We start from the raw sequence: 13,515 nt of genomic DNA, 5'->3' as shown, positions 1-13,515 counted from the left end.
GATTACCTGAAGTGTCTGGAGCGGTGCATGAAATTCGTCCGACAGGCCGCGGCTGTCCTGGCTGCCGCGCTCGGAACGGGCGGTCTCGTTGCCGTCTCGGCGACGCCGGCCTACGCCGCCACCACGACGTTCACCTACACCGGTGCGGTTCAGACGTACACCGTCCCGGCCGGCACCACGAAGCTGCAGGTCGTGGTCAAGGGCTCCCAGGGTGGCGGCGGCGTGGGTGGTGGCGGCGGCACCGTCACCGCCGTCATCACGACCCCCGCCGGGCTCGGCAACAAGATCCAGGTCATGGTCGGCGGCACCGCCGGCTTCAACGGCGGCGGCCTGTCCGCGCCGGGCGGCGGCGACGGCGGCGACGCCTCCGACATCCGCCAGGGCGCCTGCGCCGCCACGGACTCCTGCGGGCTGAGCGACCGCACCGTGATCGCCGGCGGTGGCGGCGGCGGGACGGTCTATCCCGGTGGTGGCGGCGGCAAGCCCCCGTCGCCGGCCTACGCGTCGAACACCGCGGGCAGCGGCTTCGCCTTCCCGGGCGGCGGCGGCACGCAGAGCGCCGGTGGCGCGGGCGGCGCGGCGTTCGGCGCCGCGTCCCCGGGCGGCTCTGGATCCCTCGGCTACGGCGGCAACGGCGGCCCGAGCGGCTCGAAGAGCGGCAGCGGCGGTGGCGGCGGCTACTACGGCGGCGGGGGAGGCGGCGCCACCGCCAACCCGTCGGCCGAGGGCGGCCCGGGCGGCGGCGGGAGCAGCTACGTCGACCCCGCCCGGGAGGACTCGCCGTCCACCTTCGCCAGCGACGACAACTACGGTGCGGGCTCGATCTCCTTCACCACCCTCGGCCCGCCCGAGCCGGACAACGTGAGCGCCGAGGTCGCCGCGGGAACCGGCAACGTCGCGCTCGACTGGGACGCGCCCAGCGGCGGCGCCGACTCCTACGTCGTCTACCAGAGCCTCAGCAGCGGCGGGTCGTACGCCGCCGTGACCTCCGGCAGCTGCTCCGGCGTCACCGGCACCTCCTGCACGGTCGGCGGCCTCACCCCGGGCACGGTCTACTACTTCACCGTCGCCAGCGTGCTGAGCGGCGCCGAAGGATCACCGTCGAGCCCGGTCAGCGTCACCGCCATCGGCCCGCCGGCCGCCCCCACCGGCGCCGCGGCCTCCGTGACCGGCGACGGCACCCTCACCGTCACCTGGACCGACCCGGCCACCGCCGGCGGACCCACGACCAACTTCCAGGTGCTGGTGTCGCTCGGCGGCGGCACGTTCACCGCGGCCACCGCCGGCACCTGCACGGCCGGCACCGTCACCAGCGGCTGCACCGTCACCGGCCTCACCGGCGGCGGCAGTTACCAGTTCAAGATCGTGGCGGTCAACGCCGCCGGCAGCGGGGCCGCGTCGGACCCGTCGACCGCCGTCACCGCCGTGGCCGCACCGTCGGCGCCGACGCCGGGCGCTGTCACGGTCACCGGGTCGGGCACCGTCACCGTGGCCTGGACCGGCCCGTCCGGCAGCGTCAGCGGGTTCAAGGTGTACGTGTCCAGCGGCGGTCCGTACACGGCGGCCGGCTCGGGCACGTGCGCCGGCACGCCGGTGAGCAGCCCGTGCACCGTCACCGGGCTGACCCCCGGCCAGGCGTACCGGTTCAAGATCTCCGCCGTGGCGTCGGCGATGGAAGGCAGTCAGTCCGTTCCATCGGCCGAGATCACCGCCATCACCACCCCGCTGGCGCCCGCCCTGCCGGTGCTTGCCCTCGCCGGCAACCGCAAGCTGCGTATCGCGTGGACCTTCCCGACCAGCGGCGCCGCACCCGCGACGCGCTTCACCGTCGAGCTCTCGAAGGACGGCGGCTCCTACACCGCCGTCACCAGCGGCGACTGCGCCAGCCCCGCCGCGAGCCCGTGCGACGTCAGCGGTCTGGACGTCGGCGCCGCCTACCGGGCCCGGGTGACCGCCGTGAACGCCGCCGGCACGGGCAGCCCGTCCGACGGGTCGGCCCCGGTCACCGTGGTCGCCGCACCGGGCATCCCCACCATCACGACCGCGGAGGCGGGCGACGGGCAGGTCACCGTCACCTGGACCGCCGGCACGCCCGCGAACGCGACCACCTATCACGCGGCCGCGTACCCGGCCGGCTCCGGCACTCCGGCGTCGGACTGCCAGGCCACCGCGCCGGCCCTCACCTGCGTCATCCACGACCTGACCAACGCCACCGCCTACACGATCAAGGTGTACGCGTCGGGAGCCGTGGACTCGGACCCGAGCCAGCCGGTCACCGCGACGCCGAGCGCCGCACCGGAGGCTCCGACGGCGACCGCGACCGGCGGCGTCGCCTCGATCACCGTGCAGTGGACCCCGCCCGCGGCCGGCTCCGGCATCGGCGGCTACCTGCTGACCGCGGACCCGGGACCCGCCACGTGCCACGCCGAGGCCACCGACACCAGCTGTGTGCTGGGCGCGGTCGCGGGCACCTCGTACACCGTGAAGATCGTCGCGGAGGGCACCTTCGGCCGCGACTCGGCGCCGGCGGTCACCAACGCGGTCACCGCGACGTCGCCACCCGTGCCGGCCACCACCCCGGCCCCCGACGCGACCCTCACCACCGACCAGGGCGACATCACCACCGCCACCCCGGGCCAGCAGGTCACCGTCGTCGGTCACGGCTTCGCCCCGCACTCGACGGTCACCATCGCGATCTATTCGGCGCCGGCGCTGCTGGCCACCGCGGTGGCCGACGCGCAAGGCGACGTGCACCAGCCGGTGACGGTGCCGGCGAGCCTGGCGAGCGGCGAGCACACGGTGGTGGCGCTGGGCGTGGACCGGTCGGGCGTGACACACACGCTGGCGTTCACGGTGACGGTCCAGGCGGCGGGCGCCGGCCTTCCGGTGACCGGCCTCGCTCTGACCTGGATGCTGCTGCTCGGCGTCGCCTCGGTCCTGACCGGGGCCACGCTGACGGCCGTCGGCCGCCCGCGGACGTGAACCCGGCCGGACCACGGGGCCCGGCCGGGCCGGGTCGGGAGCCGGGTCCTCAGCCGGGCGGCACCGCCACCGGAAGCCGGGTCCAGTGCAGCCCGTCCGGCGACGTGTACAGCGCCGTCAGGTCGTTGGTCAGGTAGCGGCCCGGGGCCGCGGTCAGGACCGGCCAGAACCCGTCGTGTTCGGCGAGGCCGGTCACCGGCGCGGGCGCCCGGTAGGTGCCGTCCTTGCCGGCATACCACTCGGCGAGCTTCTCGTGGACCGTGCGGATCACGTGGGTGCCGTCGGCGGCGAGGTAGGTGTCCTGGCCGTGGTCCTTGTACGGCACCGTGTGCTCCGGATCGGCGGTCGTCCAGGTCTGGCCGCCGTCGGTGGTGCGGTACATCAGCACCCGGCGTGGCTGGCCGGTCGTGACGACGGCGTAGGCGCTGGTGCCGTCGACGGTGGCGACGGAGACGATGCCCGGGTCGGCCGGGTCGGTCTCGGCGAACAGGCGCGTGCGCCAGGTCTGGCCGCCGTCGTGGCTGACCGCGAGGCCGAGGTGGCCGTCCGGGGCCGTCCCGCCGACCCACAGCCCGGCGCCGACCGGCGTGGACAGCACCGTGTCCGGCCGCACGCCGGGCTGGTTCGCCAGCATCCGGGCCTCGCCGGTCCGCGGGTCGACGCCCCGCAGGCCGCACCGGTACGGGCCGGTGTAGTCCTGCTCCCTGCGCTCGTCCGTGCAGATCGCCCAGCCGCCGGCCGGCACCGTGCCCACCGCGCCTCCCACCGGCCGCACCAGCTTCCACGTCCGCCCCCCGTCGGTGCTGACGTGCTTGACGTCGATGGACTCGCCGTCGAAGTGGGCCAGGACCACGCCGGGCGCGGGCGCGGTGATGTCGTCGACGATGCCGCTGTACCGCGCGGTCCAGGTGGCGCCGTTGTCGTCGGAGCCGAGCAGCCGGCCGGGGCAGCCGTACTTCGACATGTTCTCGCACTGGAACGGCGCCCACTGCACGTACAGATGCTTGCCCTCGCCCGCCATCGGCCCTTGTATGCCCACGGCGGGGACGGCCGTGGTGCCGGTCGTGGTGGGTGCCGGCGGCGGCGGGCTGTCCGTGCCGGCCGGACCGGACTGCGGCGCCCGGTTGCCGGCCACGGCCACCACCGCCGCCACGACGAGCGCGGTGAGACCACCGGCGGCCGCGGCCGCCCACCGCTGCCGGGCGCGCCGGCGCCGCCACGCGGCGGCGTACACCGCCCGGCTCGACAGCCGGCTCGGCGGTGCCGTGGTGGCCGCGTCGTCGAAGCGTTCACGCAGAGATGTCATGGCGCACCCCTTCGTCGTCGCCGAGGAGCTCCTTGAGCCGGGCGAGCGCCCGCGCCGCGTGGCTCTTCACGGTCCCCTCGGAGCACCGCATCGCCTCGGCCGTCGCGGCCACCGACAGGTCCTGGTAGTAGCGGCACACCAGCACGGCCCGCTGCCGCGGCGGCAGCTGCCCCAGCGCGGCCGTGAACGCCGCCCGCGCCGCGGACCGCTCGGCGTCGTCGGGTCCGGCCGGCTGGTCGGGGACCTCGGCGTGCGTCAGCTCGCGGCGCCGCCAGGCACGGCGGGTCTCGGACAGGTACGCCCGCAGCAGGCATGTGCGGACGAACGCGTCCAATGCACCGTGGTCCTGGACGCGGCCCCAGCTCACCGCCAGGCGCATGAACGCGGCCTGGGTCAGATCGTCGGCCCAGTGCCAGTCGCCGCACAGCAGGAACGCGGTCCGGCGCACGGCATCACGGCGCGCGGCGAAGTAGTCGTCGAACCCTGGCGGTGGCACAGGTTCTCTCGGCATGGACACCTCCCTACCAGTTAGGTCAACGGCGGGCGGGCATCCGGTTTACCGGGCCTCCAGGAATTCCGGTCAGAAGCCCAGAACCTGCCTGGCTTCGGCCATGACCTGTGCGGACGCGACGTGGGCCCACGAGGTGAACAGCGAGCGGAAGTCGGCGCCGTACTGCTCCGCCACTGCCGGGTCCTGCTCGACGACGTCCAGCTCGTTGACGATGCTCAGGTCGGCGAAAGGTCGCAGCAGGACGGGGTCCAGGGACTCGGCCTCGTTCGTGAAGCGGTTCCAGACCTTGCCGGTGTCGGGTAGTTGCCGCCAGGTTCGGCCGCGATCGCACGCGCCGTACAGGTAGACCAGCCGCTCCGCCGCCTCGCCGATGAGATAGCGCAGCGTGGCGCGGTCGGCTGGGTCGAGCAGCCTGAGATCGAAGCCGTCCGTGCCGTACACCGCGTGCGCCAGGCCGGCCAGCCGCACTTCGGCGCCCGAACCCAGCCTGCCGAGGCGGTCATGAACCCGCGACAGGTGGGCGTAGAGGGTGCCGCCCGGATGATCGATCGCCTCGGCCCCACGTTGCCGCAGCCACGCCCGCATGTCCTGCTCGGCACTCATGCCACGACCCTAGAATCATTCGGCTGCGTCGATAGGCCGTCAGGCTGGCTGGTTCGTCACATCCGAGCAGGCGCTGTAAGGAACGCTGTCGGCGGGTCATCGTGTCCTGTTGCGGACCGTGGTGGCGCAGCCGGTCGCGACCGGCGCCCATTCGGTGCCGAGCACCTTCGGTGCGGCCGTCTCCGGGTCCGACCACTCGCGGACGACCGCGGCGAAGAAGTCGATCGTCCGGTCCTCGCCGAACCGCTGCACCAGGCACGTGACCGCGAGCAGGGCGATGCCGTAGCGGGCCAGCTGGTCGTCGTCGGACGTGCGGGCCGGCATGCCACCCAGCGTGATCGAGCCGTTCCAACGACCGGCCCGCACGTACCGGCGCACCGACGGCAGCCGGTCCCGGGTCATGCTGCCGTCGCCGTCCGAGGCGTACTCGGCGAGCCCTTCCTCCAGCCACCAGTACCTGCCGCCGCCGAACTCGTCGCCGATGCTCACCACATGCGTGAACTCGTGGATCAGCAGCTGCGGCAGGCCGTCCGGGTCGCCGCCGGCGCGGATCGCCACCCCGTAGGAGCCGTGGGCGGAGCCGTCATAGTCCGGGTCCTCACCGTTCCACCAGGCGCGCCACTCCTGCGGGCCGGCGAGGTAGACGACATGGCGTTTCGGCGCCGGACCCCACCGGGCGAAACGGTCGGCAACCGCCGCTGCCTTCTCGGCGGCGGCGAGGGTACGGTGGAGCTCCCCGACGGCCGTGCCGACGGGTGCGGCCACGATCGCCCGGCTCCCGGCGACGGCGTGCAGCGGCGTCAGGTCCCACGGCAGCACCGTCCGCTGGAACGAGGTCGCGACCGCCCGCCCGTCACGGACCGTCCACGTGCTCGGCAGGACCAGCTCGACCGGCACGCAGTCGGCGGCGCCGAGACAGTAGCCGACCGTGACGGTGACGGGCCATCGGTCATCGGGGTCCCAGCGGCATCTTCGACACCTTCGCCGTCCACGCCGCGATCCCGAGCGCCCGCAACGAACGGAACCGCTGGGTGAACTCACCGTGCAGCGGCGGGTCGGCCGCGGTGAGGTAGGCGTCGAGGTCGCCGGCCAGCAGCGCCCGGCCCTGCGCGGCGAGCGCCTCGTTGATGAGGTCCGCCTTCACCTGTGCCGAGCTCTTCGGCGACGGGAGGCTCGCGGCGGCGCTCGCCACGGCCGCGGGCTTCGGCGCCGCCGTGCCGGTGGTGACGTACAGCGCCGCGACCAGCCCCGCCACCAGGAACCCGGCCAGCACGAACCACGGCCACGACCGGCGCCGCTCGACAGGCTCCGGCGGCCGGGCGAGCGTCGTGAACGGCATCGGCACGCCGGGCCGGCCCGCACCGACGAACTCGACCGGCCGCGGTTCGCCGTCTCTTTCAAGGTCCACGCGCGCAAGGTACCGGCACCGCGGTGCATTTCATCCACCGGCCGCGCAGCGAGCGTGCCCCTGGGCGCTGCCCGGGCGGACAGGAGGTCAGGAGATGCGGGCGCCGGTGTGGATGGCTACCGCGTCGTGGGCGGCGACGTCCGTGCGGAACCAGCCGGTCGCGTCGACGGTGATGACCGGGCCGGTGCAGGTGGTGCCGGTCTTCTCGCCGTGGATGACGTCGCAGTAGCGGCCGGCGGGCATGTTCGTGCGGTACGAGCGGCCGGTGACCGCGAAGTCCTCGTCGTTGATGGTGATGTAGCCGGCGCTGCCGCGGCCGAACGCGATGTGCTGGAAGCCGTTGTCGTACCAGTTGACGACGGCGGCGCCGGCGACCGCGTTGCGGAAGGCGACCATGTTGGCGATGACCTGCCAGCGGTGCTCGCAGCGCCAGCCGCCGGTGAAGCAGGTGCTGTTGTTGGTGCGCCCGGACGCGTCCGACGGCGGGCCCTGGTTGCGGTCGGTGAACTCGTAGCTGGACATCACCGTGGGGGAGCCGTACGGCCACGCCAGCATGAACGCGTTGGCCAGGGCGTAGATGCCGTTGTCGCGGTAGGTCAGGGTGCCGGGGACGTCCCGCTGGGTGTCGTGGTTGTCGACGAACACGTTGGCGACGTTGCCCGGGATGTACCCCCAGCCCTCGCCGAAGTTGGTCAGGTACGCGAGCCGCTCGCTGCGGAACACCCGGGCGAGGTCCTTGCCGTACCGGAACTCGTGCACGTCGCCGTTGCCGGTGTACTCCTGCGGGGTGATCGGCTCGCCCGCGCCGTAGATGACCTCCTGCACCATGTACACGGACCGGGACAGCCTGGCCTTCAGCGCGGCGATGTCGGCGGCGGGCATGTGCTTGCTGGCGTCCATCCGGAAGCCGTCGACGCCCAGCGACAGCAGGTCGTTGAGGTAGCCGGCGAGCCGGTCGCGCACGTAGGTGGCGCCGGTGTCGAGGTCGGCCAGGTTCGCCAGCTCGCAGTTTTGCACCTCGTAGCGGTCGTTGTAGTTGACGATGTCGTCGTTGCCGTTACGGCCGCAGTGATGGAAGTCCTGCGTCTGGTACGTGCCGGGGTAGTCGTAGTGCGTCCAGGCGGAACCGGCCCAGCCCGGGCCGCTCTTGTCGGTGTTGGCCATGTGGTTCACGACCGCGTCGACGATCACCTTGACCCCGGCCGCGTGGCAGGTGCTGACCATCGACTGGAACTGCGCCCGGGTGCCCTTGCGCGACTCGATGCGGTAGCTGACCGGCTGGTACGCGACCCACCACTCCTGGCCCCGCACGTGCTCCTGCGGTGGGGAGACCTGGACGTAGCCGTAGCCGCGCGGCCCGAGGAACGACGTGCACTCGGACGCGACCGAGGTCCAGTTCCACTCGAACAGGTTGGCGATGACGGTCTTCGGCCCGGCGGTGGCGGCCTGGGACGGTGTCGCGACGGTCGCCACGGTGGTGGTCAGCGTCGCGAGCGCAACGGCGGACAGGACGGCAGCCAGGGGCCGGCAGCTCGGCATGGGGTGCTCCAATGACAAGGCGGCGGAACCCTAAGTATCGATGACCGTGGCTACCGTCGGCAACCTCGACGCGGGAGAGGTCATAGGCGATGCCTATGACCGTGGTTCCAGGTCGGCCGCTACCGGGGCGTTCCGCCGGGGCGGAGCCTGAGTTGGTGATCGTTCTTGCTGAGGCTCGTGGGCGTCACCTGCCGGTCCATGCCGCCGGGCTCGGTGCGGCCGTCGTGCTCGGCTCGGCCGCGGCTGCGCTCGGCACGTGGGTCCCCGTGCTGGGCGCTCCGGTCTTCGCCGTCGTTGCCGGGGTGCTGCTGAGTCCGTTGGTCCGGCGTCGGTACGACCTGCTGCGGCCGGGGCTGGACCTGGCCAGGGGACCGGTCCTGCAACTGTCCGTCGTGTTGCTGGGTGCTCAGCTGTCCCTCGGCGAGGTGCTGCACGTCGGCGCGGGGTCGCTGCCGGTCATGCTCGGCACCCTGGCGGTGTGCCTGCTGCTGGCCTGGCTGGCCGGCCGGCGGCTCGGGGTGTCCGGCGACCTGCGCACGCTGATCGGTGTCGGCACGGGCATCTGCGGCGCCTCCGCCATCGCGGCCACCACCCCCGCGCTGCGGGCGAAGGGCGGCGACGTGGCGTACGCCATCTCGACGATCTTCGTGTTCAACGTCGCCGCCGTGCTGGTCTTCCCGCCGCTCGGCCACGCGCTCGGCCTGAGCCCGCACGCGTTCGGGCTGTTCGCGGGCACGGCGGTCAACGACACCAGCTCGGTGGTGGCCGCCGCGGGCGCCTTCGGAGGTGACGCCGACCGGTACGCGGTCGTCGTCAAGCTGGCCCGGACGCTGATGATCATTCCGGTGGTGCTCGCCGTGACCGCCTGGACCCGCCGCCGTGAGGAGCCAGTTCGGACGTCGAAGGCGCGTCTGGCGGCCTCCCTCGTTCCGTGGTTCCTGATCGCGTTTCTCGGCGTGGCCGCGCTGAACACCGGCGGCCTGGTCCCGGCCGGGGGGCAGGAGGCGCTGCACCGGCTGGCGCTGCTGTGCATCGCGATCGCCCTCGCCGGGGTGGGCCTGTCCGCCGACGTGGCGGCCATGCGCCGGGCCGGCGTCCGGCCGCTGCTGCTCGGCCTCATCCTCTGGGTCGCGGTCAGCGCGACCAGCCTCGGGCTGCAGCACCTGCTCGCCGGATGACGGACCGGCCTCACCGGATGACGGACCGGGCTCACCGGATGACGGGCCGGCCTCACCGGATGAGGGACCGGCCGGAGGGCGGCTGTGACAGACTGCGCACGATGCCACTGCCGCCCTGGATGAACGACCTGCCGGCGCTCGACCTCCTGATCTCCGTCGCCGAGACCGGCAGTGTCGGGCGCGCGGCGCAGGCGCACGGGATCACCCAGCCCAGCGCGAGCGCGCGGCTGGCGAAGCTGGAACGCCGCCTCGGCGTGTCCCTGCTGGTGCGCTCCCGCCGGGGTAGCCTGCTCACCCCCGCCGGTGAGGCGGTCGTCGCCTGGTCGCACGGCGTCATCGACGCCGCGCACGCCCTCGCCGACGGCGTGCTGACTCTGCGCGCCGACCGGCAGGCCCGGCTGCGCCTGTCGGCGAGCCTCACCGTGGCCGAGCACCTGCTGCCGGGCTGGCTGTTGAGCCTGCGCCGCACCCACCCCGGCCTCGACATCGCCGCCGGCGTGGCGAACAGCCAGGGCGTCGTCGAGGCCGTCCGCCGCGGCGTGGCCGACCTCGGCTTCGTCGAGTCGCCCGACATCCCCGCGGACCTCGGCTCCCGCGCCGTCGGTGAGGACCGGCTCGCCCTGGTCGTCGCCGCCAGCTATCCGCTCGCCGCGCACGCCTGGCGCGAGCTGCGGCCCAGCGACCTCGCCGACCAGCCGCTCCTGCTGCGGGAACCGGGCTCCGGCACCCGCGACACCTTCCTGAACGCGCTCGAACATGCGCTCGGTTTCCCGCCGGTACTGCCGCACGCCATCAGCCTCGGCTCGACCACGACGATCCTCGCCACGGTCCGCGCGGGCGGCGGCATCGGCGTGATCAGCGCCCGTGCCGCCGCGGCTGCCGTCGCCGCCGGCGACCTGGTCGAGCTCCGGGTGGCGGGCCTGCACCTGTCGCGTCCGCTGCACGCCTTGTGGCTCGGCCGCACCCCGACCGCCGTGGCGGCGGAACTGCTCGACATCGCGGCGCGGTGAACGCCGCGACGAGCACCCAAATTCGCGCGCCGGAAGTACGCCCGGCCGTGACGTGCACTGACTGAAAACGATGGGTCGTTCGGCCGACGAAACCGTCCGGACGTCGTGATCTTCCGTCCCGAAATCGTCGTAGGGCTCCCTTAAGCTCTGCCCCGTGGCGTACCCGCAAGCACAGTCATGGCTGGCCATCGACTACGGCACCTCCAACACCGTGGCCATGTTGTCCTGGCCGGACGGCCGGGTGCGGCCGCTGCTGTTCGACAGCTCCCCGCTGCTGCCCTCCGCCGTCTGCGTCGACGACGACGGCCGGCTGCTGACGGGCCGGGCGGCGCAGCGCAAGGCGCGGCTGGTCCCGCAGGCCTATGAGCCGAACCCGAAGCGCCGCGTCGACGACCTGGAGCTGCTGCTCGGCGAGCAGTCGGTGCCGATCGTGACGCTCGTCGGCGCGACCCTCGGCCGGGTCTGGCAGGAGGCCGTGCGGGCCCTGTCGGAGCCGCCGGCGAAGGTCGTCATCACGTGCCCGGTCGAGTGGGGCCCCGCCCGCCAGTCCGTGCTGCTCGACGCCGCCCGGCACGCCGGCCTGCCCGAGGTGACGCTGCTGCCGGAGCCGACGGCCGCGGCGACGTATTTCGCGACCGTGCTCGGCCGTGAGCTGCCCCAGGGTGGCTGCCTGGTGGTCTACGACCTGGGCGCGGGCACGTTCGACGTGTCGGTGGTGCGGCGCGGCCCGGAGACGTTCGAGCCGCTGTCGTTCCGCGGCCTCGACGACTTCGGCGGCCTGGACCTGGACGAGATCGTGCTGTCGATCGTCGGGGACATCGCCGGCCGCACCGCCCCGGACGAGTGGCAGCGGCTGCGCAACCCGAGCACGACCGCGGAGAGCCGGGCGTTCCGGACGCTGTGGCAGGACGCGTCGGAGGTCAAGGAGGCGCTGTCCGCCCAGTCCTCGGCGGCGCTGCTCGTGCCGCTGGTCGACCAGGACGTCCTCGTCACCCGCGAGCAGTTCGAGGAGCTGGCCAGGCCGCGGCTCGCCGACACGATCCGGATCACCACGCAGTGCATGCGGGAGGCGCGGGTCGCGCCGGAGCAGGTCGGCGCGGTGTTCCTGGTCGGCGGTGGCACTCGGATGCCGTTGATCGCCACCATGCTGCATCAGGCGACGGGGATCGCACCGACGGTGCTCGACCAGCCGGAGCTGGTCGTGGCCGAGGGGGCGCTGCGGTCGGTGGCGCACCTGCCGGCACCGGCGTTCGCCACGGCCGCCGGACCGGTGTCGCCGCCGTTCACCCAGCCCGCCGCACCCGTCACCCCGGCCGAGACGCCGGCGGCGCCCGCCTCGCCCGCTGCCGCACCGGCCCCGCAGGGGTTCCCGCACGGAGCGCCGGCCGCGCCTGCTTCACCGGCCGCCGGCCCGGTGTCGCCCGCGGTCTCGGTGCCGGTCAGCGGGCCGTTCGCCGCGCCGGTCAGCGGGTCGTTCAGCGCGCCGTTCACGTCGCCCGGGTCGCCGGCGGTAGCGCCGGTCAGCGGGCCGAACGCGCCGGTGTCGGCGCCCGTCGGGATGGACTCGCCGGTGAGCGGGGCGCTTCAGACATCGGCGGAGTGGCCGGCCGGCCCGTACCCGCCGCAGCCGGGACTCGGCACGGGCTACCCAGGTGTGCCGTCGGTGCCGCAGCAGGGCGGCAGCCGCCCGACCGAGTTCATCACGATGCCGGCCGGGACCGCGGTGCAGGCCGTGGTGCTGACCGTGATCGGTATCGCCGCCTACCTCCTGGGCATCACGCTCGCCGCCGACGAGGCGAACACCTACTACAGCTCGTACTCCTACACGACCTCGTTCTACGGTGAGGCAGAGGCGGCCAGCGCACTGATCTTCCTGTGCCTGCCCGGCTGCCTGATGCTCATGGCGGCGGCATCGGCGGTGGGCGGGCTGCTGCGGCGCAGCCAGCTGCACGTCGACGGCACCGGCCTGCGGCTGCTCGAGCGCGACCCCGGCCCCGACCTGCGGCTCAAGGCGTTCGGCTGGATCGTGCCGTCGCTCGCGCTGGCCATCGGGTCCGTCTGCTTCGTCGAGTACTGGTTCGAGGACGGCGACGAGGGCTGGCTGCTCATCCTGCCGTTCCTGGCCGGACTCGCCGGCCTGGCCCACGGCCTGCTCAAGCTCCGCCGGATCGCCGGAATCCGCCACCGCTGGCTCGCCCAGCTCCGGCAGGCGCCGCCGTCGGCCGCCGGTGCGGGGGTGGCGATCGAGACGGACGCGTACCGCTGGTCGGACGTGCACTCCGTCACCGTGCAGCGGGTCGGGGCCAACCGGCACCGTTCGGTCGTGATCGTGCCGGCCGACCGCAGCGAGCTGCACAGCCCGGCGTCCGCGCACCGCCGGATCCTGTTCAGCGGGACCGCGTTCGTGTTCGCGGACCTCGACGCCGCCGGGATGCCGGCGCGCCGCGTGACCGCCGCGATCGAACAGGTCAGCGGCGGCAAACTGGGCGGCGCCGTCGGTCGCTGAGCGAACGCCGACCGCCGCCGGGCCCGGGGGCGCCCGGTCGCCGCCGGGTGCGGGGCGCCGCCGTCGGACGCGGGGCGCCCGGTCGCCGCTGGGCAGGCCGGTGAAGTGCGGCCACGTGGCCTGATGTCGCTCGGCGCGCGAGATGACGTTGGGTTCCATGGTGAGGCGGACGGGAAAGTTGCCGTCGGCAAGCGGGTAGCGGCCGCCACCCGTGCCGGGGTTCTTCGGTGCCGCGGCCGCCGCCGTGGTCTGCGTGCCTTGGGGGTGCCCCGCCGTTCACCACCTTGCCTGCGGGAGTCGTCTGCTGGCCGGGCTTGTCCGAGGCCGGCGGATCTTCCGGACGTTTGGTGCTGCCCGCGGTGGCTTCGGGGCCGACGGTGAGCTTCGGCGCCTCGGCCTTCTCAGTGGAGTTTGTCGGTGGCGCCGCCGGGCGCGTCCGCCGCGAGGCAGGTGACCACGCCGCCGGCGATGA

General features: G+C 73.8%; 10 protein-coding genes. 4 read left to right on the top strand and 6 right to left on the bottom strand.

Going from position 1 to position 13,515, the window contains the following annotated elements; all coding sequences use genetic code 11:
• Positions 1-27 precede the first annotated feature (27 nt).
• Positions 28-2,982: a fibronectin type III domain-containing protein gene (locus tag AB0J72_RS25075; RefSeq protein WP_363402568.1), complete on the top strand. Its 2,955-nt coding sequence runs from the start codon at positions 28-30 to the stop codon at positions 2,980-2,982.
• 49 nt (positions 2,983-3,031) lie between these two features.
• Here the strand turns inward: AB0J72_RS25075 and AB0J72_RS25070 are convergent, their stop codons facing one another.
• The 6 genes from AB0J72_RS25070 to AB0J72_RS25045 form a co-directional block, all read right to left on the bottom strand.
• Positions 3,032-4,288: a hypothetical protein gene (locus AB0J72_RS25070; protein WP_363402566.1), complete on the bottom strand. Its 1,257-nt coding sequence runs from the start codon at positions 4,286-4,288 to the stop codon at positions 3,032-3,034.
• Entirely contained in the window at positions 4,272-4,799 is a 528-nt protein-coding gene (locus AB0J72_RS25065; protein ID WP_363402564.1) for a SigE family RNA polymerase sigma factor, read from the bottom strand. Before AB0J72_RS25065 ends, AB0J72_RS25070 begins: the two co-directional genes overlap by 17 nt.
• Before the next feature lie 69 nt (positions 4,800-4,868).
• Positions 4,869-5,384 (bottom strand): DUF6817 domain-containing protein, encoded by a 516-nt coding sequence (locus tag AB0J72_RS25060; RefSeq protein WP_363402562.1) that lies wholly within the window; start codon positions 5,382-5,384, stop codon positions 4,869-4,871.
• A 114-nt stretch (positions 5,385-5,498) separates the two neighbouring features.
• Positions 5,499-6,299, bottom strand: a complete 801-nt coding sequence (locus tag AB0J72_RS25055) for a hypothetical protein (RefSeq protein ID WP_363402560.1) — start codon at positions 6,297-6,299, stop codon at positions 5,499-5,501.
• Between the two features lie 52 nt (positions 6,300-6,351).
• Entirely contained in the window at positions 6,352-6,810 is a 459-nt protein-coding gene (locus tag AB0J72_RS25050) for a hypothetical protein (protein WP_363402558.1), read from the bottom strand.
• A gap of 87 nt (positions 6,811-6,897) precedes the next feature.
• Positions 6,898-8,349 carry an alpha-amylase family protein gene (locus AB0J72_RS25045; protein WP_363402556.1) on the bottom strand — a complete coding sequence of 484 codons (1,452 nt, stop codon included), beginning with the start codon at positions 8,347-8,349 and terminating at the stop codon, positions 6,898-6,900.
• A gap of 155 nt (positions 8,350-8,504) precedes the next feature.
• Here AB0J72_RS25045 and AB0J72_RS25040 point away from each other — a divergent pair, with 155 nt between their 5' ends.
• The 3 genes from AB0J72_RS25040 to AB0J72_RS25030 all read left to right on the top strand — a co-directional run bounded on the left by AB0J72_RS25040 (position 8,505) and on the right by AB0J72_RS25030 (position 13,043).
• Complete coding sequence (locus tag AB0J72_RS25040) at positions 8,505-9,527, top strand: putative sulfate exporter family transporter (protein ID WP_363402554.1); 1,023 nt, start codon at positions 8,505-8,507, stop codon at positions 9,525-9,527.
• Between the two features lie 101 nt (positions 9,528-9,628).
• On the top strand, positions 9,629-10,537 hold the full coding sequence (locus tag AB0J72_RS25035) for a LysR family transcriptional regulator (RefSeq protein WP_363402552.1): 909 nt from the start codon (positions 9,629-9,631) through the stop codon (positions 10,535-10,537).
• A gap of 154 nt (positions 10,538-10,691) precedes the next feature.
• Complete coding sequence (locus AB0J72_RS25030; RefSeq protein ID WP_363402550.1) at positions 10,692-13,043, top strand: Hsp70 family protein; 2,352 nt, start codon at positions 10,692-10,694, stop codon at positions 13,041-13,043.
• Positions 13,044-13,515 lie beyond the last annotated feature (472 nt).

Origin of the sequence: Dactylosporangium sp. NPDC049742 (assembly GCF_040674675.1) — a bacterium.
GTDB lineage: Bacteria > Actinomycetota > Actinomycetes > Mycobacteriales > Micromonosporaceae > Dactylosporangium > Dactylosporangium maewongense.
This window is presented reverse-complemented; position numbering and strand designations above follow the sequence as displayed.